The following is a 16,927-nucleotide window of genomic DNA, read 5'->3' as shown; positions in this document are numbered from 1 at the left end:
GCGCCGCGCAGGGGCTTGCGCGAGAATGCCGGGACCATGCCTGCAACCGCCCTGCTCCCGTCCCACGGCCATGCCGCCTCCCACGCTGCGGCGGCCGTCCTGCTGGCGCTGGGCGCTGCGGCCGCCGTGTTCCCGCCCCCTTCCTTCGCGGCCGGCGCAGCGGCGCAGGACGCCGGCGAGCCCGAGGGGGCGCCGTCCCGCCGGCCCGTGCTGGCGCCGTCTGCGGACGGTGCTTCGGTGCTGGACGAACGCGCGCGGCTGGCCTGGCCCCGCTGCGTCGAGGGCATGCAGTGGACGGGCCGCAGCTGCGCTGGCGAGGCGCGTCTTTTCACCTATTCGCAGGCCCAGGCGCTGGCCCAGGCGCGCTGGAAGGCTGAGGGCGTGCGCTGGCGCCTACCGCGCGTGCCGGAATTGCGCCGGCTGGTCGATCGCACGCGCCAGCCGGCCATCGTCGATCCGGTGCTGTTCCCGGCGACGCCGATGGAATGGCACTGGACCGGCACGGCGAGCGTGAACACCGCCACGGTGAACCCCTACAACTACGGCACCGTGGCGCGCGGCGGCAGCGGCGAAAGCGGCCTGCAGGCGCAGCAGGGCTGGGCCGTGGACATGGAAACCGGCGAGGCGCGCGGCAACATCGGCAAAGGCACGCGGCTGCCGGTGCGTCTCGTGCGGCCGATGCCGTGAACGGCATGCCCGAATCCTCGGGTGACGCGCCCCCTGCAATCGCCGTGAAGCCGATGCCATCGAGTCGACACGAGTAAAGCCTAGCCGGGCTGAGCCTGCCGAAGCCAAAGCACGCCCTGGGCAGTGCGCCGGCGCCCGGCTCCGGCCGACAGGGCTTCGCAGACCGGCGTATGCCGTATCGTCTCTTTTCTTCCTCCACCGGCAGGCCTTTCACCGCCTGATGCTCCATGCCCCTGTCCAGCGCTCTCCGCCCCCTTCTGGCCCCTGCAGGCACCCTGCGCGCGGCGATCAACACCGGCAACCCCATCCTCGCGCGGCCGGCCGGCGACGGCGGCGCCGAAGGCGTGTCGGTGGATCTGGCGCGGCGCCTGGCCGATCAGCTGGGCGTGCCATTGCAGCTGTGCGTCTTCGACGCCGCCGGCAAGTCGGTCGAAGCGGTGACGGACGAGCGGGCCGACTTCGGCTTCTTCGCAGTGGACCCGGTGCGCGGCGCCGGCATCGCGTTTTCAGCCCCCTACGTGCTGATCGAGGGCAGCTACCTGGTGCGTTACGACTCCCCGCTGCAGGACAACGCCGAGGTGGATGCGCCCGGCCACCGGCTGGTGGTGGGCCGCGGCAGCGCCTACGACCTGCACCTCTCGCGCGAGATACGCCACGCCGAGCTGCTGCGCGCGCCCACGTCACCCGAGGTGGTCGCCACCTTCCTGGCCGAGCAGGCCGACGTGGCAGCCGGGGTGCGCCAGCAGTTGCAGTCCGACGCCGCCCACCACCCGGGGTTGCGCCTGCTGCCGGGCCGCTTCATGGTGATCCAGCAGGCCCTGGGCCTGCCCAGGTCGCGCGGCGCCGAGGCCGCGCAGGCTCTGGCCGCGTTCGTCGAAGAGGCCAAGGCGAGCGGGTTCGTGGCGCAGGCGCTGGCGCGGCACGGCATCGAAGGCGCGTCGGTGGCGCCCCCGGCGGGCTGAGCTGCACGGCGGCCGGCATGGGGCCGCCGCGCTGACCGGCGGAACCCGTGGGCACCCGGCGGAACTCAGTGGCACCCGGTGGCCCTCAGGACACAGACACGCGTTGACCGCGCTGCGCGCCGCGCGGCGCTGCCCCCTGGGCCTCGTGGCAGTCCGTTGACTCGCTCGCCGTGCGCCTGCCAAAGGGCTGGGCCCGTCCGGTCCACAGGCTTCGGCAGGCCGGCACGAACGGACGTCGATTCACCGGCGGGTATTGCCCACCGGGCCGCCGTTCGGGCCGCCGTTCGCGCAGCCACCGCACCGCTCGCGGCGCGGCAGGCACAGCCCGTCGCAAGCGCACGGCGGCCCGCGCGGGCCGCCGGCACAGTGCGTGCACCACCCCCCGTCAGGCCGCCATGCACTTCACACCGCTCATCGCCCTTCACGCGACCGCTGCCCTGCTGGCCGTGCTCACCGGGCCGGTGGCTCTGTGGGCCCGCCACGGGCGGATCACCCGTCCGCGACTGCACCGCATGTTCGGCTATGCGTGGGTGGTGCTGATGGTCATCACCGCCACATCGGCCATCTTCATTCGCGACTTCGGGCTGCCCAACGTCGCAGGGTTCACGCCGATCCACCTGCTGGTCGTGGTCACGGCGGCTTACCTGTTCGCGGCGTTCCGGGCCCTGGCGCGAGGCGACATCCCCAGGCACCGGCGCTGCATGCAGCGGCTCTATATGGGGGCCTGCCTCGTCGCCGGGCTTTTCACCCTGCTGCCGCAGCGGGCGATGGGTCAGCTTGTCTGGGGCACGTGGCTGGGCTGGCTGTGAGCCGAGGGCTCAGGCCCCGCGCAGCTGCGCGCGCAGCTGGGCGCCGAGTTCTGGCTTGTCGGCGAAGGCGTCGGTCGGGTTGCGCTGCTGCATCACGTCTTCCAGCCGGGTCTGCACGGGGCCCAGCGCCTTCGGGTGGCTGTAGATATAGAACTGATTGCTGGCGACGGCGTCGAACACCTTGGCCGCCACGTCGGCAGCCGACACCTTGCCGCTGCTGACGGCCTTGCCCGTCATGGCCTGGCCGATCAGCTGGCTCTTGGTGGGCTGTCCTGCCGCCAGGGTGCCGGGCCGGTTGCGCTCGCTGGAGTGGATGCCCGTCGCCACGAAGTAAGGGCACAGCACGCTGGCGCCGATCTGGTCGGTGACCAGCGACAGGTCTTGGTAGAGCGTCTCGCTCAGGCTCACCACGGCGTGCTTGCTGACGTTGTAGACACCCATGTTGGGCGGGTTCAGCAGCCCCGCCATGCTGGCGGTGTTGACGATATGGCCGCGCCAGGCGGGGTCTTGGGCCGCCGCTTGCAGCATCATCGGCGTGAAGAGGCGCACGCCGTGCACCACGCCCCAGAGGTTCACGCCCAGCACCCATTCCCAGTCGGCCACCGTGTTCTCCCACAGCAGGCCGCCCGCACCCACGCCCGCGTTGTTGAACACCAGGTGCGGGGCGCCGAAGCGCTCCTGCACGTCCGCGGCCAGCTGCTCCATCTGCCCTGCATCCGATACGTCCACGCGCCGTGCCAGCACCTGGGCACCGGCGGCCTGCAGCTCGGCCGCTGCGGCGTCGAGTGCGTTCTGCTGCACATCGACCAGCACCAGGTTCATGCCGCGCTGCGCGCCGATGCGCGCGCATTCCAGCCCGAAGCCGGAGCCCGCGCCCGTGATGACGGCGGTCTTGCCGTGGAAGTCTTCGATCATCTTGTGTCTCCTGCGTACGGTTTTACGTGACTGTGAATCGGTCGGCGGGGTATGCCTCATCGCGGCCTAAGCCAGCAGACGCCGCGGGACTCCGCTGGCGTCGTCCCTCTTCCCGGACCGCGCAGCGGGACGAGAGAAGGGGGAAGGCGCGCAGCGCCTCAGGGGGATCGCTTCAATGCATACCCGATGCGGGGGAAATGCACATGCACCGTGCCAGCACGCGGGTCGGTGCGGCGCAGGGTGTAGCGGGTACGGGTGGCAGCCACCAGCGTGCCCTGCGTGGGCTCGGGGCCGAAGGTTTCCGCCGTGATGGTGACCTCGCTGCCCAGCGGTATGCCGTGCTCGTCCTGGAAGACGTCGCCCACCAGCGGCAGCGGCTCCGAGCGGGCCGCCACGGCGATGGCGCCCTCGGCGTCGAACTTCTCCATGCGGCCGTGGCCCAGCGCGGCGACGCGGTCCATCCATTCGGTGACGGCCGGGGTGGCCGTGAAGATGTCGGCCATGACCGGCACGCACTGGCGCGTGAACCACAGCGGGTGGTAGGCGGCCAGGTCGGCCACGCAGGGCTCGGCGCCGAAGAGGAAGTCGTGCTCTTCGGCCATGTGGGCGATGCGGCGCAAGTACGAGCGGTAGGCCGCCGTCGCGTCGCGGGGGTCGAGCCGCTGCATGCCGCCGTTCATGGCGCGCCGGTCGGCCACGAAAGCCTGCTGCGCCGCCTGCGGCAGATTGGCGAACAGCACGCTGGCGCCCCTGGGCTGCAGGTTGTAGGCCATGGCGGCCCAGAACAGCGTGGTGTCGGCCCACTGGGCAAAGACACGCGCCACGCCCTTGAGGTGCGGCGGGTGCAGCGGCGGCTCGGGCTGCACATGCTCCAGCACATCGCAGATCAGGGCGGTGTCGCAGTAGATGTCGGCCCCGAGCTGCACGAAGGGCGTGCGGCGGTAGCCCCCGGTGAGCGCGACCACGTCCGGCTTGGGCGCCACGCTGGGCACGATGACGGACTTCCACGCCAGCTGCTTCATGCCCAGCGCGAGCCGGATCTTTTCGGAGAACGGCGACGAGGGATAGTGGTGCAGGATCAGTTCGGTGGTCATGGGAGTCTCCTTGGCTTGGCTGCCGCACCGCCCTCAGGCGGGTGGGCAGAGCATTTCGACGTGGGGAATGCCGTCTTCCAGGTATTCGGGCGACACGGTGGCAAAGCCGTGGTCGCCATAGAAGCGCTGCAGGTGCGCCTGCGCGCTGATGCGCACCGCCTGCCCCGGCCACACCTGGCGGCAGCGCGCCAGGCCCTCGGCCACCAGCGCACGGCCGGCGCCGGTGCCGCGCGCCTCGGGGGCGGTCACCACGCGGCCGATGGAGGCCTCGGGGTAGTTCACCCCCGGGTCCACGACCCGCAAGGTGGCGAGCAGCGGGCCGCCCGGCGCGGCGCGGCCCAAGAGGTGCCAGGCGGTCTTGTCGGCGTCGTCCGGGTCCTGGTAGGGCCCCTGCTCCAGGATGAACACGCGGCAGCGCAGCGCCAGGGCATCATGCAGCGCATGCACGCCCAGGTCGTCGAATCGGGCCCAGGTCCAGTGCCAGGCAGAGGCTGCGGTCGAGGCTGCGGCCATTCAGACCAACTTGACCAGCTGCTTGCCGAAGTTCTTGCCCTTGAGCAGGCCCAGGAAGGCTTCCGGCGCGGCGGCCAGCCCCTCGGCGATGGTCTCGCGCGGGCGCAGCTTGCCGGAGCCGACCAGCCCGCCCAGTTCCTTCAGCGCCTCGGGCCAGACATCCATGTGTTCGCTCACGATGAAACCCTGCACCTTCATGCGGTTGACCAGGATGAGCGCCGGGTTCTGCAGGGGCAGCGGCTGGCCGTCGTAGCCCGCGATCATTCCGCACACCGCCACGCGGGCGAAGGCGTTGGCGCGCAGCAGCACCGCGTCGAGGATGTAGCCGCCCACGTTCTCGAAATAGCCGTCGATGCCGTTCGGGCAGGCTTCCTTGAGCGCCTTGGACATGGCCTTCAGATCGCCGTGTTCGCGGTGGTCGATGCAGACGTCGAAGCCCAGCTCTTCGGTGGCGTAGCGGCACTTCTCGGGCCCGCCGGCGATGCCCACCACGCGGCAGCCGCGCGCCTTGGCCAGGGCCGCGAACGCGCTGCCCACCGCGCCCGTGGCGGCGCTCACCACCACCGTCTCGCCGGCCTTGGGCTCGATGATCTTGACGAGGCCATACCAGGCCGTCACCCCGGGCATGCCCACGGCACCCAGGTAGGAAGGCAGCGGCACGTGGGTCGTATCGACCTTGCGCAGCATGCCGGGCGCGTTGCCGTCGGCCACGCTGTATTCCTGCCAGCCGCCCATGCCGACCACCTTGTCGCCCACGGCGTACTTGGCGTTGCGGCTTTCCACCACCTCGCCCACCGTGCCGCCGATCATGGGTTCGCCCAGCGGCTGGCTGGCTGCGTAGCTCTTGCTTTCGTTCATGCGGCCGCGCATGTAGGGGTCGAGGCTCAGATAGTGGTGGCGCACCAGCACCTCGCCGTCTTGCAAGGCGGGCGTGTCGGTGGTGACGAGCTTGAAGTTGCCGGTGGTGGCTTCGCCCTGCGGGCGGTTGTCGAGCAGAACTTGTTGGTTGCGTGGCATGCGGGAATCTCCTTTGCTATTTTTACGATAGCTGCATGCGCCGGTAAATCAAGCGCTGCAGCACGATCGGATGCAGAAGTTGCAAGCCGTCAGCGCCTGCCGCGCGGCCTGCGGGGTGCGTGCGTCAGTCCGTGGACACGGCCGCGCCTTCGGCCGGCGCCCGCTTCACGTACTTGAAGGTGCCGGTCGCATGGCTGCAGGCCCGCCCCTGGGCGTCATACACCGTGCCTTCGACGAACGCGATGGACCGGGTGCGGTGCAGCAGGCGCCCCTTGGCCACCAGCGGCCCCACGGCCGGCTGCATGAAGCTGGTCTTCATCTCGATGGTGACCACGCCGAAATCGGGCGTGACGCTGCGCGCTGCGGTGGCCAGGGTGACGTCCAGCAGCGTCATGGTGGCCCCGCCGTGAGTCACATCGAACGAATTCAGATGTTCCGGGGCGGCCTCATAGCGCAGCTCGGATTCGCCGCCCTCCATGTGGTGCAGGGTGAAACCCAGGTGGGTGACGAACGGGATCTCGACACCGAAGCTCAGCGAATCGTTGTGTGGGGACATGGATGGATGCAAGGACGGACGTTGGGCGTGGAGGACAGCAGGCGGTTGTACCGCAATCAGCCGCCCGTCACCACGCTCACGCCGCCGTCCACCGCCATCCACTGGCCGGTGATGTGCTTGCCCGCGTCGCTGGCGTAGAGCAGCGCGATGCCCTTCAGGTCTTCGTCGTCGCCCAGGCGGCGCAGCGGCGCGTGCTGGGCCATCTTCTCCTCGCCCAGCGTCTCGATCAGCACCGACGCCATCTTGGTCTTGAAGAAGCCCGGGCAGATGGCGTTCACCGTGATGCCGTGCACGCCCCACTCGGCCGCCAGCGCCCGCGTGAAATTGATCACCGCGCCCTTGGACGTGTTGTAGGCGATGGTCTTCATCTCGATGGGGTTGCCGCCCAGGCCCGCCACCGACGCCACGTTCAGGATGCGGCCGCTCTTGCGCGGGATCATGCTCTGCTTGGCAATCGCCTGCGACAGCAGGAAGTAGCCGCGCACGTTGAGGTTCATCACCTTGTCCCAGGCGGCGGTGGGGTGGTCCTCGGCCGGCGCGCCCCAGCTGGCGCCCGCGTTGTTGACCAGGATGTCCACGTCGCCCAGGCGCTGCAGCGTCTCAGCCGCCAGCCGCTGGATGTCGGCCTCCTGGCCGCAATCGGCCGCGACCCAGCGCGCATCGATGCCGGCGGCCTGCAGCGTGGCGGTGGCCTCCTCCAGGTCGGCCGCCTTGCGCGAGGTGATCAGCACGCGGGCGCCGGCTTCGCCCAGCGCATGCGCCATCTGCAGGCCCAGGCCGCGCGAGCCGCCGGTGACGAGGGCGGTCTTGCCCGAAAGGTCGAAGAGTTGCTGGACGGTGCGGCTCATGGTCGAAGGTCTCCTGGTAAGGCTCGTTGGAATGGCGGAAGGGACGTGGCCAGCCCGCAGCGGCGGGCCTGGACGGCCTGGATGGCTGGGGCGGCCGGGGCCCTGGGCAGCATTGTGGGGGCCGCCCGGCGCGCGCCGTGTCGCGCCGTTGACCGGCCGGAGCGGCCCTACCGGGGCACGGTCAGAAGGCGTCTTCCGGCAGCGCTGCGCAGGTGGTGTCCCGCTGCCTCACCACGTTCAGCCAGGCGCCGATCTTGGGCAGCTCGTAATGGAAGAAATAGCGTGCAGCGCCCAACCTGCCTTGGCTCGATGCTATCGAAGTAGTAGCATCAGAGCGCAGCGTGGCGAGCGCCAGGTCCAGCCAGACCCAGGCCATCACGGTGTGACCGAAGGCCTGCATGTAGGGCACGGCGTTGGCCAGCGCTTCGGTGGGCTCGCCCGTCGCCCAGGCGGCCTTGGTGGCCGCGCCCACTTCGCCCAGCGCGCCGGCCAGGGCGTTGGCGTGCGCCGCCAGTTCGGGCTGCTGGATCGCCTGCTGCACCGTGGCGTTGATGCGCGCGGCCAGCAGGGCCAGGCCCCGGCCGCCCTCCATCAGCACCTTGCGGCCCAGCAGGTCCAGGGCCTGGATGCCATGCGTGCCTTCATGGATCATGTTCAGGCGGTTGTCGCGCCAGTACTGCTCCACGGGGAAGTCGCGCGTATAGCCATAGCCGCCGTGGATCTGGATGGCGAGCGAATTGGCCTCCAGGCACCACTCGCTGGGCCAGCTCTTGGCGATGGGCGTGAGCACCTCCAGCAAGAGGCGCGCCTCGTCGGCCTGGGCCGCATCGCCGGTGTGCTGCTCGTCCACCAGCCGCGCGCAGTACAGGTTGAGCGCCAAAGCGCCTTCGCCATAGCTCTTTTGCGCCAGCAGCATGCGCTTGATGTCGGCATGCTCGATCAGGCGCACCTGGGGCGCGGCGGCGTCCTTGCCGCCCTTGCCGACGGGCCTGCCCTGGGGGCGGTTCTTTGCGTAGTCCAGGCTGGCGTAGTAGCCGGCCAGCCCCAGCATGGTGGCCGCCATGCCGATGCCGATGCGCGCCTCGTTCATCATGTGGAACATGCACTTCAGGCCCTCGCCCGGCTGGCCGACGAGGTAGCCGATGGCCCCGGCACCGCCCCGCACGGGGTAGGTGCCTTCGCCGAAGTTCAGCAGCGTGTTGGTGGTGCCGCGCCAGCCCAGCTTGTGGTTCAGGCCCGCCAGGGCGACGTCATTGCGCTCCCCGGTCAGCTGGCCTTCCGCGTTCACCAGCTGCTTGGGCACGATGAAGAGCGAGATGCCGCGCACGCCCGGCACCAGCTTGCCGTCCGCTGCGGGAATCTTCGCCAGCACCAGGTGCACGATGTTCTCGGTCATCTCGTGGTCGCCCGAGCTGATCCACATCTTGTTGCCGGTCAGGCGGTAGCGCGGCCCGAGCGGGTCGGCCTCGAAGCCTTCGCCATCGGGCACCGCGCGCGTGGCCACGTCGGACAGCGAAGAGCCGGCCTGCGGCTCCGACAGGCACATGGTGCCGGCCCAGCGGCCGTCGAATTCGTTCTGCGCGAACACCTGCTTTTGCAGCGGCGTGCCGTGCGCCATCAGCAGGTTGGCATTGCCCGAAGTGAGCAGGTTGGAGCCGATGCTGACCGACGCCGCCGCGAAGAAACTGTTGGCCGCCGCCTCCACCGTGTAGGGCAGCTGCATGCCGCCAATGGCGTAGTCCTGCGCGGCGCTCAGCAGGCCGGATTCGGCATAGGCGCGGCGCGCGGCATGCGTGGCCTCGGGCAGCACCACGCGCAGCGTGCCGCCGGGCTGGGTTTCGGTGCGCGGCTCTTCGGTATCGACCAGGCGATTGAAGGACGCGAACTTCTCGCGGGCGATGCGCTCGCTGGTGTCCAGCACGGCATCGAAGGTCTCGCGTGCATGGTCGGCAAAGCGTTCGCGCTGCTGCAGCGCTTCGGCCTGCAGCCAGTCGTAGAGCAGGAAGTCGAGGGTGGAACGCAGGGAGGTGGTCATGCGGGAAATTATGGGAGCGGGCGCAGGCTGCGGCATGTCCGCTGCGTGACGTGCCGCAGAGCCCGGACGACCAACGCGGCCCCGACGGCGGCCGGGTGAGTGACCGTTCATCGCCGCCGCACTAGCGCTCGGACGGGCGACAGCAAGCCCGAAATTCCGCCCCCGGCTCCCTAGTCCGGCAGCTTTCTCGGCAGCCAGAACCAGGCGGCTATACCCACCAACAGCGTCAGAAGCCCACCGAGGCCCACCGCGAGGTGCAGCCCCGCCATAAAAGCCTCCTTCGCCTGCATGACTGCTGCGTCGGACAGACCCGCGTGGTCCAGCGTTTCGTTCAAGGTGCCGGCCACACCGGGCCCGGACAGGCGGAAGACCAGCGCCGCCAGGGATCCAAGCAGCGTGATGCCCAGGGCATTGCCGATCTCATTACTGGTTTCTGCAATCGAGCCGGCTGCGCCCGCACGCTCGGGCGGCACGGCCGACACCGCAATTTCGGCCACCAGGCTGAATGACAGGCCGAACCCCATCCCGGCAATGACGGTCGAAGCGACAAACGCGATGGCGCCTGCCCCTGTCGTCGTGAACAGCAGCAAGAACACGCCGGCGCTGATCAAAAAATGGGTGGCGACCAGCGCGGCCTTGCGGCCCGTGCGCTCCACGATGCGGCTGGTGCCGATACAGGTGAGCGTGAGCACCACGGCGCCAGGCAGCGTCAGCAGGGCTGCGGTGAACACCTCGAATCCCAGCACCGATTGCAGATAGATACCCGACAAGTAGCCCGCCGCGGACCAGACCACCAGTGACAGCAGGCCGGTCAGGATGGCGATCAGGAAGATGCGGTCCTTGAACAGAGCCAGGTCCAGCAACGGGAATTCGATCTTTGACTGCCTGCGAACGAAGATCGCCAGCGCCAGGATGCCCAAGAGGCTCAAGGCGATCTGGGGCATCCCGAAGCCCATGGCCGCTGCGCTCTTGATCGAGTACGTGAGCAGCAGAATGCCGGCGAAGGACAGGAGCAGGCTGGGCGCATCGATGCGGCCATAGCGTGTCGCCCGTACTTCGCGCAACAGCAGGGGTGCGGCCAGCAGAAAGGCCAGCACCACGGGAACGTTGATCAGGAAAACCACGCCCCAGTCGAAGCGCTGCAGCAGCAGCCCGCCGATGACCGGTCCGATGGCGAAACCCGCCGCAAAAGTCGCCGCGAAGATGCCGATGGCCTGCGCACGCTGGCGCGGGTCGGCAAACAAGGCGCTGACGATGGCCAGCCCCGAAGGAAGCAGCGTGGCTCCACCCAGACCCATCAGCGCACGGAATGCGATCATGGCCTCCGGCGTGGTCGAGTACGCCACGCCCAGGGATCCCAGGCCGAAGATGACGGCCCCAGCCATGATCAGTTTCAGCCGCCCATAGCGGTCGCCGATGTTGCCGAAGGTGATCAGCAGCGAACCCACGACGAAGCCATAGATATCGAGGATCCAAAGAGCCTGCTCCGCCGAAGGCCGGATCGAGGACGTGACGCGCGGCATGGCGAGATACAGCACCGAACCATCCATCGCCACCAGCAGGACGAGGGCAAGAACGGTGAGAAGGCCCAGCCAGGCTTTGCGGCCGGCGGGTTGCGCTGTCGATGGAGTGTGGTTTGGCATGGTCTTGGGCTCGTTGCGTGCGCGTTCCGATGGCGTCCCGGAAATGGGCGCTATATACTTTAGGTAACCTACAAACGGTAAGTTACCTTTGGTACATAGCGATGTCAAGCGCAAACAAAACCCCTGAAACCGCCCAGGATCCACCCCGCCGTCGCCTGCCCAAGGGCGAGCGGCTGCGCCAACTGCTGGATGTGTCCTGGGTCTTGATCGGAAACGAAGGCACGGATGCCCTGACCTTGGGGCGACTCGCCGACGCCGCGGGCGTCACCAAGCCCGTGGTCTATGACCACTTCGGCACGCGCAACGGCCTGCTGGCTGCGCTCTATCAGGACTTCGACATCCGTCAGACGGCGGTGATCGACGCAGCCATCGCTGCCAGCCGGCCGACGCTGGAGGACAAAGCAGGCGTCATCGCTGCCAGCTACGTCGCATGCGTGCTGACCCAGGGACGCGAGATTCCGGACGTGCTTGCGGCCCTGGGCGGGTCGCCGGAACTGGCTGCGGTGAAGCGGCAGTACCAGCAAGCCTTCATTGAAAAGTGCGAGGCGATCTTCGCGCCCTTCGCAGGCCCCAAGGGTGTGTCGCCGGCCGGCCTGTGGGCGATGCTGGGTGCGGCGGATGCGCTGTCGCAGGCCGCGGTGGCCGGAGACATCGACGAAGAGCAGGCGCGGGATGAATTGCGGGCGACCATTCTGGCGATGGTCGGCCGCAGCCGGTAAGCCGGTCCCGCCGATGGCCTCGCTGCTTTCCGATGGCCTGGGGCGCCCCGCCGCCGCGGCAGCGCCGTCCGGCGCAGGCACCGTGGCGCAATGAAAAAGCCCCGTGCGGTCAGGTCGTCCGCACGGGGCTGGGTCGCTGGATCAGCGGGATAGCGGGACAGCGGGGCCATCAGCGGATGGCCACCCGACTTACAGCACCTCGAAGATGCCCGCAGCCCCCATGCCGCCGCCGATGCACATCGTGACGCACACGCGCTTGGCGCCGCGCCGCTTGCCTTCGATGAGCGCGTGGCCCGTCAGGCGCTGGCCGCTCACGCCGTAGGGGTGGCCCAGGGCGATGGCGCCGCCGTTGACGTTCAGGCGGTCGGCCGGAATGCCCAGCTTGTCGCGGCAGTAGAGCACCTGCACGGCGAAGGCTTCGTTCAGCTCCCAGAGGTCGATGTCCTGCACCGTGAGGCCGAGTTTCTTCAGCACCTTGGGCACGGCGAAGACGGGGCCGATGCCCATCTCGTCGGGCTCGCAGCCGGCCACCGCGAAGCCGAGGAAGCGGCCCAGGGGCTTGAGTCCATGCTGGCTGGCGTAGGCCTCGCTGGTGACTACGCAGGCACCCGCGCCGTCGCTGAACTGGCTGGCGTTGCCGGCAGACACCAGGCCGCCCGGCAGCGCCGAGCGCAGGCCGCGGATGGCCTCGACCGTCGTGCCTTCGCGCGTGCCTTCGTCCTTGGAGACGGTGACCTGCTTCGTGATCAGGCCCATCGTCTTGTCGGCGATGCCGGCCGTGACGGTGATGGGCGCGATCTCGGCGTCGAACAGGCCGGCGGCCTGCGCGGCGCAGGCCTTCTGCTGGCTGGCGGCGCCGTATTCGTCCATCGCCTCGCGGCCGATGCCGTAGCGCTTGGCGACCTGCTCTGCCGTCTGCAGCATGTTCCAGTAGATCTCGGGCTTCTGCTTTTCCAGCGCCAGGTCGCGGATCATGTGCAGATTCATTTCCTGCTGCACGCAGGAGATGCTTTCCACGCCGCCGGCCACGTACACGTCGCCCTCGCCCGCGATGATGCGCTGGGCGGCGGTGGCGATGGTCTGCAGGCCCGAGGAGCAGAAGCGGTTGATGGTCATGCCCGAGGTGGTGACGGGCAGGCCGGCCTTGAGCGCGATCTGGCGGGCGATGTTGCTGCCGGTCGCGCCTTCGGGCGTGGCGCAGCCCATGATGACGTCATCGACGTGCGCGCCGTCGATGCCGGCGCGCTGCACGGCGTGCTGCACGGCGTGGCCGCCCAGCGTGGCGCCGTGGGTCATGTTGAACGAGCCCTTCCAGCTCTTGGCGAGCGGGGTGCGGGCGGTGGAGACGATCACTGCGGAGGTCATGTGCAAGATTCCTTGTTCGGTCAGCGGGAGCGGCGAAGGCGCCGTGCTCAGGCGAAGGCCTTGCCTTCGGCGGCCAGGCGCGAGAGCAGCGGCGCGGGCTCCCAGGCGGAGGCGTCGTCCAGCGGGTTCTGCGCGAATCGCTTCATCGACTGCTCGACATTGAAGAGGCCCAGTTCGCTGGCGTAGTGCATGGGGCCGCCGCGGTGGATGGGGAAGCCATAGCCGGTGAGGTACACCATGTCGATGTCGCCCGCCTTGCTGGCGATGCCTTCGTCCAGGATCTTCGCGCCCTCGTTCACCAGCGCGAACACCAGCCGCTGCACGATCTCCTCGTCGCTGATCTTGCGCGGCGTCACGCCCAGTTCCTTGCGGTGGTCTTCCACCATCTTGTTCACCAGATCGCTCGGGATGGCGTCGCGCTTGCCGGCCTGGTAGTCGTACCAGCCCGCACCCGTCTTCTGGCCGAAGCGGCCCAGCTCGCAGAGCTTGTCGGCCGTGCGGCTGTACTTCATGTCCGGACGCTCGACGGCGCGGCGCTTGCGGATCGCCCAGCCGATGTCGTTGCCGGCCAGATCGCCCATGCGGAACGGGCCCATCGCGAACCCGAACTTCTCGATGGCACGGTCCACCTGCTGGGGCGTGGCGCCTTCGTCCAGCAGGAAGCCGGCCTGCTGGCTGTAGCGCTCGATCATGCGGTTGCCGATGAAGCCGTCGCACACGCCAGAGACCACGGCCGTCTTCTTGATCTTCTTGGCGATCGCCATCACCGTGGCCAGGACGTCCTTGGCGGTTTCCTTGCCGCGCACCACTTCCAGCAGGCGCATCACGTTCGCGGGGCTGAAGAAGTGCATGCCCACCACGTCCTGCGGGCGCTTCGTGAAGGAGGCGATCTGGTCCACGTCCAGCGTGGAGGTGTTGGAGGCCAGGATGGCGCCGGGCTTGGCCACGGCGTCGAGCTGCTTGAACACGGCTTCCTTGACGCCCATTTCCTCGAACACGGCCTCGATGACAAGGTCGGCGTCCTTCAGGTCGTCGTAGCTCAGCGTGGTTTGCAGCAGGCCCATGCGCTGCTGGAACTTGTCTTCCTTCAGCTTGCCCTTCTTGACCTGGGCTTCGTAGTTCTTCTTGATGGTGGCGATGCCCCGGTCCAGCGCTTCCTGCTTCGTTTCCAAAATGATCACGGGAATGCCGGCGTTCAGGAAGTTCATGGCGATGCCGCCGCCCATGGTGCCGGCGCCGATCACGCCCACCGTCTTGATGGCGCGCTGCGGCGTGTCGGACGGCACGTCCGGAATCTTGCTGGCCGCGCGCTCGGAGAAGAAGATGTGGCGCAGTGCGCGCGACTCGGGCGTCCACATCAGGTTGATGAACAGTTCGCGCTCATAGGCCATGCCGTCGGCGAACTTGCGCTTGGTGGCGGCCTCGACCGCATCCACGCACTTGGCGGGCGCGGGCAGATTCTTGGCCATGCCCTTGACCATGTTGCGCGCGAACTGGAAGTAAGCATCGCCCTCGGGGTGCTTGCAGGGCAGGTTGCGCACCAGCGGCAGCGGGCGCGCGTCGGCCACGCTGCGGGCGAAGGCCAGGGCTTCCTCGGCCAGCGATTCGGGCGAAGCGGCCATCTTGTCGAACAGCTTCTGGCCGGGCATGGAGCCGATCAGCTCGCTCTTGACCGGCTCGCCGCTCACGATCATGTTCAGGGCCGGCTCCACGCCCACCACGCGCGGCAGCCGCTGCGTGCCGCCGGCACCGGGCAGGATGCCGAGCTTCACCTCCGGCAGGGCCACGTTGCAGCCGGGCGCGGCGATGCGGTAGTGGCAGCCGAGGGCGAGTTCCAGGCCGCCGCCCATGCAGACGGTGTGGATGGCGGCGACGACCGGCTTGGGGGAATTCTCGACCGTGCTGATGACGGACAGCAGGTTGGGCTCCTGCAGCGCCTTGTCGGTGCCGAATTCCTTGATGTCGGCCCCACCCGAGAACGCGCCCCCCGCGCCCGTGATGACGATGGTCTTGACGGCGGCATCGGCGTTGGCACGCTCCAGACCGTCGGTGATGCCCTTGCGGGTGGCATGGCCCAGCCCGTTGACGGGTGGGTTGTTCAGCGTGATCACGGCAATGTCGCCGTGGACTTCGTAGGCAGCGGTCATGCTCTGGGGTTCCTCAGAAGTGAAAGGATGGGAAACAACGGGACGCCGCGCTGGGCGACGAATCGAACGATCGTGCTTTTCCATTCTAGGGGCGGTGGAAGGCACGTCCAAGACACTTCTGTCCCAGACCGGACAAAGCGGGTATCGGCTCTCAGGCGCGCCCCGCGGCAGGCTCCTGCGCCGACCGCTGGAACAAGTTGGAAAAGTCGCAGCACTCCCTGGCGATCTGGGTCACCGACGACACCAGCACGCTGCGGCGCTCTGCCCGCCACGAGACGGCGTAGTGCACCTCGGGCGCCGGCAGAGACGTGTGGAAGACCTGCAGCGCACCGCTGTCGATCCAGGTCGCCAGACAGTCGCGCGGCAGGTAGCTGACGCCCATGCCGGCCACGGTCAGGCCGATCAGCGGCAGCACGCTGTCGGTGGAGATGGACTGCGCGCGGTGCACCTGCTGGCTGCGCAGCCAGCGCTCCACCAAGGTGCCCAGCACCGACTTCGGCCCCTGTACCAGGATGGTCTGCCCGGCGAGTTCGTGGGCGGCCACTTTCCGGTCGGCAGGCAGCGCCCCGGCCTGGCACATCCAGGCGAACGGAACCTGGCCCAGCGACAGCGTGGAGAACCGGGGTTCGTCCAGGGCCTGTGGAGCGATGGCCACGTCGATCTCATCGGCCAGCAATTTGTCGCGCAGATTGAGGCCGGAATCCACGTCGGGCAGGATGGCGACGCGCGGGTATTCGGCGCGCACGCGCTGCAGCAGCAGCGGCAGCCAGGTCATGGCGGTCAGTTCGGTGACGCCGATGCGCAGGCGCCGGGTCATCGCCTCGGGACGGGTCAGAGCTTCCAGCGCCTGATCGCGCTGTTCCAGCAGCCGCACGGCGGCCTGCAGCACTTCCTCGCCTTTCTCGGTCAGGCGGGCCTGGCGCTGGCTGCGATCGAAGATGTCGGCGGAAAGCACCGACTCCAGTTCCTGAACGCGCTTGGAGATGGCCGCCTGGGACGTGTTGAGCCGCAGTGCGGCGCCAGCGAAACTGCCGGCCCGGTCGATCCAGTAGACCGCTTCGAGTTGCTTGAAGGAAAACATGGATGGAGGGGGTATTTACCCGGCCAATATATCAAGTTCTGATATTGAAAAATATCGATAAATATCGCTTTTTTTAAACTGCCGGACATCGAAGAATGGGCGCTCGTTACATGGCATTGAAGTCAACCGATGAGCGCAAACCCCAGCCCCTACACCGTCCTGCCCACTCCCGACCCGCACCCGCTGGCCGAGTCGTTCCGCGAGATCGCCGTCTCGCATCTGAGCGACAACCTCCAGCGCCTGTCGGGCCTGTGCAACCTGCGGCGCATTCACACCCGCACCAGGCTCGTCGGCACGGCACTCACGGTGAAGGTGCGCCCCGGAGACAACCTGCTGATCTACAAGGCGCTGACGTTGATGCGCCCCGGCCACGTGCTGGTGGTGGACGGCGGAGCTGACACCACCAATGCCCTGGTGGGCGAACTCATCCTGCTCTAGAGCGTGTTATGAACTTCCCGCCGAAGTCAGCACCCGTACGGCAGCGGGCAACATGAGCACTGCGAAAACCAGGAAATGCAGTCCACCGAGCACTTCGG

General features: G+C 68.5%; 16 protein-coding genes. 5 read left to right on the top strand and 11 right to left on the bottom strand.

Annotated elements, in window-relative coordinates; genetic code table 11:
- Nucleotides 1-36 precede the first annotated feature (36 nt).
- From ASF94_RS02090 to ASF94_RS02080, 3 genes are all read left to right on the top strand, one after another.
- The gene (locus ASF94_RS02090; RefSeq protein ID WP_082492925.1) at nucleotides 37-687 is read left to right on the top strand and encodes a DUF1566 domain-containing protein; all 651 of its coding nucleotides are present in this window, start codon (nucleotides 37-39) and stop codon (nucleotides 685-687) included.
- A 227-nt stretch (nucleotides 688-914) separates the two neighbouring features.
- The gene (locus ASF94_RS02085; protein ID WP_056660881.1) at nucleotides 915-1,649 is read left to right on the top strand and encodes an ABC transporter substrate-binding protein; all 735 of its coding nucleotides are present in this window, start codon (nucleotides 915-917) and stop codon (nucleotides 1,647-1,649) included.
- Between the two features lie 395 nt (nucleotides 1,650-2,044).
- Nucleotides 2,045-2,458, top strand: a complete 414-nt coding sequence (locus tag ASF94_RS02080) for a DUF2306 domain-containing protein (protein WP_056660878.1) — start codon at nucleotides 2,045-2,047, stop codon at nucleotides 2,456-2,458.
- Between the two features lie 9 nt (nucleotides 2,459-2,467).
- On the opposite strand, the gene ASF94_RS02075 is transcribed toward ASF94_RS02080, so the two are convergent.
- The 8 genes from ASF94_RS02075 to ASF94_RS02040 form a co-directional block, all read right to left on the bottom strand.
- Nucleotides 2,468-3,373: an SDR family oxidoreductase gene (locus tag ASF94_RS02075; protein ID WP_056660875.1), complete on the bottom strand. Its 906-nt coding sequence runs from the start codon at nucleotides 3,371-3,373 to the stop codon at nucleotides 2,468-2,470.
- A gap of 158 nt (nucleotides 3,374-3,531) precedes the next feature.
- Nucleotides 3,532-4,467 carry a glutathione S-transferase gene (locus ASF94_RS02070; RefSeq protein WP_056660872.1) on the bottom strand — a complete coding sequence of 312 codons (936 nt, stop codon included), beginning with the start codon at nucleotides 4,465-4,467 and terminating at the stop codon, nucleotides 3,532-3,534.
- A gap of 33 nt (nucleotides 4,468-4,500) precedes the next feature.
- Nucleotides 4,501-4,980 carry a GNAT family N-acetyltransferase gene (locus ASF94_RS02065; RefSeq protein WP_056660869.1) on the bottom strand — a complete coding sequence of 160 codons (480 nt, stop codon included), beginning with the start codon at nucleotides 4,978-4,980 and terminating at the stop codon, nucleotides 4,501-4,503.
- Nucleotides 4,981-5,997: an NADP-dependent oxidoreductase gene (locus ASF94_RS02060; protein WP_056660866.1), complete on the bottom strand. Its 1,017-nt coding sequence runs from the start codon at nucleotides 5,995-5,997 to the stop codon at nucleotides 4,981-4,983.
- Nucleotides 5,998-6,121: 124 nt separating this feature from the next.
- Complete coding sequence (locus ASF94_RS02055; protein ID WP_056660863.1) at nucleotides 6,122-6,553, bottom strand: PaaI family thioesterase; 432 nt, start codon at nucleotides 6,551-6,553, stop codon at nucleotides 6,122-6,124.
- 56 nt (nucleotides 6,554-6,609) lie between these two features.
- The gene (locus ASF94_RS02050) at nucleotides 6,610-7,401 is read right to left on the bottom strand and encodes an SDR family oxidoreductase (RefSeq protein ID WP_056660860.1); all 792 of its coding nucleotides are present in this window, start codon (nucleotides 7,399-7,401) and stop codon (nucleotides 6,610-6,612) included.
- 181 nt (nucleotides 7,402-7,582) lie between these two features.
- Complete coding sequence (locus tag ASF94_RS02045; protein WP_056660857.1) at nucleotides 7,583-9,436, bottom strand: acyl-CoA dehydrogenase; 1,854 nt, start codon at nucleotides 9,434-9,436, stop codon at nucleotides 7,583-7,585.
- Nucleotides 9,437-9,606: 170 nt separating this feature from the next.
- Nucleotides 9,607-11,079 carry an MFS transporter gene (locus ASF94_RS02040; protein WP_056660854.1) on the bottom strand — a complete coding sequence of 491 codons (1,473 nt, stop codon included), beginning with the start codon at nucleotides 11,077-11,079 and terminating at the stop codon, nucleotides 9,607-9,609.
- Between the two features lie 101 nt (nucleotides 11,080-11,180).
- Here ASF94_RS02040 and ASF94_RS02035 point away from each other — a divergent pair, with 101 nt between their 5' ends.
- The gene (locus ASF94_RS02035) at nucleotides 11,181-11,798 is read left to right on the top strand and encodes a TetR/AcrR family transcriptional regulator (RefSeq protein ID WP_056660851.1); all 618 of its coding nucleotides are present in this window, start codon (nucleotides 11,181-11,183) and stop codon (nucleotides 11,796-11,798) included.
- Between the two features lie 189 nt (nucleotides 11,799-11,987).
- Here ASF94_RS02035 and ASF94_RS02030 read toward each other — a convergent pair whose 3' ends face one another.
- The 3 genes from ASF94_RS02030 to ASF94_RS02020 all read right to left on the bottom strand — a co-directional run bounded on the left by ASF94_RS02030 (nucleotide 11,988) and on the right by ASF94_RS02020 (nucleotide 16,391).
- Nucleotides 11,988-13,163, bottom strand: coding sequence for an acetyl-CoA C-acyltransferase (locus ASF94_RS02030; protein WP_056660848.1), 1,176 nt, complete (start codon nucleotides 13,161-13,163; stop codon nucleotides 11,988-11,990).
- 47 nt (nucleotides 13,164-13,210) lie between these two features.
- Nucleotides 13,211-15,310, bottom strand: coding sequence for a 3-hydroxyacyl-CoA dehydrogenase NAD-binding domain-containing protein (locus ASF94_RS02025; protein ID WP_056660845.1), 2,100 nt, complete (start codon nucleotides 15,308-15,310; stop codon nucleotides 13,211-13,213).
- Nucleotides 15,311-15,461: 151 nt separating this feature from the next.
- A complete protein-coding gene (locus tag ASF94_RS02020) occupies nucleotides 15,462-16,391 on the bottom strand; it encodes a LysR family transcriptional regulator (protein WP_056660842.1) in 930 nt (309 codons plus the stop codon).
- Between the two features lie 129 nt (nucleotides 16,392-16,520).
- Between ASF94_RS02020 and ASF94_RS02015 the strand changes: the two genes are divergently transcribed.
- Complete coding sequence (locus tag ASF94_RS02015) at nucleotides 16,521-16,829, top strand: hypothetical protein (protein WP_082492924.1); 309 nt, start codon at nucleotides 16,521-16,523, stop codon at nucleotides 16,827-16,829.
- The last annotated feature ends 98 nt before the right edge of the window (nucleotides 16,830-16,927 follow it).

Origin of the sequence: Acidovorax sp. Leaf160 (assembly GCF_001424265.1) — a bacterium.
Lineage (GTDB): Bacteria > Pseudomonadota > Gammaproteobacteria > Burkholderiales > Burkholderiaceae_C > Paracidovorax.
This window is presented reverse-complemented; position numbering and strand designations above follow the sequence as displayed.

What these genes read in the sequence shown, in the direction of transcription:
- ASF94_RS02065 (WP_056660869.1), bottom strand. Translation starts at nt 4,980, where the DNA reads ATGGCCGCAGCCTCGACCGCAGCCTCTGCCTGGCACTGGACCTGGGCC.
- ASF94_RS02020 (WP_056660842.1), bottom strand. Translation starts at nt 16,391, where the DNA reads ATGTTTTCCTTCAAGCAACTCGAAGCGGTCTACTGGATCGACCGGGCC.
- ASF94_RS02085 (WP_056660881.1), top strand. Translation starts at nt 915, where the DNA reads ATGCCCCTGTCCAGCGCTCTCCGCCCCCTTCTGGCCCCTGCAGGCACC.
- ASF94_RS02060 (WP_056660866.1), bottom strand. Translation starts at nt 5,997, where the DNA reads ATGCCACGCAACCAACAAGTTCTGCTCGACAACCGCCCGCAGGGCGAA.
- ASF94_RS02090 (WP_082492925.1), top strand. Translation starts at nt 37, where the DNA reads ATGCCTGCAACCGCCCTGCTCCCGTCCCACGGCCATGCCGCCTCCCAC.
- ASF94_RS02030 (WP_056660848.1), bottom strand. Translation starts at nt 13,163, where the DNA reads ATGACCTCCGCAGTGATCGTCTCCACCGCCCGCACCCCGCTCGCCAAG.
- ASF94_RS02055 (WP_056660863.1), bottom strand. Translation starts at nt 6,553, where the DNA reads ATGTCCCCACACAACGATTCGCTGAGCTTCGGTGTCGAGATCCCGTTC.
- ASF94_RS02025 (WP_056660845.1), bottom strand. Translation starts at nt 15,310, where the DNA reads ATGACCGCTGCCTACGAAGTCCACGGCGACATTGCCGTGATCACGCTG.
- ASF94_RS02015 (WP_082492924.1), top strand. Translation starts at nt 16,521, where the DNA reads ATGAGCGCAAACCCCAGCCCCTACACCGTCCTGCCCACTCCCGACCCG.
- ASF94_RS02040 (WP_056660854.1), bottom strand. Translation starts at nt 11,079, where the DNA reads ATGCCAAACCACACTCCATCGACAGCGCAACCCGCCGGCCGCAAAGCC.
- ASF94_RS02070 (WP_056660872.1), bottom strand. Translation starts at nt 4,467, where the DNA reads ATGACCACCGAACTGATCCTGCACCACTATCCCTCGTCGCCGTTCTCC.
- ASF94_RS02050 (WP_056660860.1), bottom strand. Translation starts at nt 7,401, where the DNA reads ATGAGCCGCACCGTCCAGCAACTCTTCGACCTTTCGGGCAAGACCGCC.
- ASF94_RS02075 (WP_056660875.1), bottom strand. Translation starts at nt 3,373, where the DNA reads ATGATCGAAGACTTCCACGGCAAGACCGCCGTCATCACGGGCGCGGGC.
- ASF94_RS02045 (WP_056660857.1), bottom strand. Translation starts at nt 9,436, where the DNA reads ATGACCACCTCCCTGCGTTCCACCCTCGACTTCCTGCTCTACGACTGG.
- ASF94_RS02035 (WP_056660851.1), top strand. Translation starts at nt 11,181, where the DNA reads ATGTCAAGCGCAAACAAAACCCCTGAAACCGCCCAGGATCCACCCCGC.
- ASF94_RS02080 (WP_056660878.1), top strand. Translation starts at nt 2,045, where the DNA reads ATGCACTTCACACCGCTCATCGCCCTTCACGCGACCGCTGCCCTGCTG.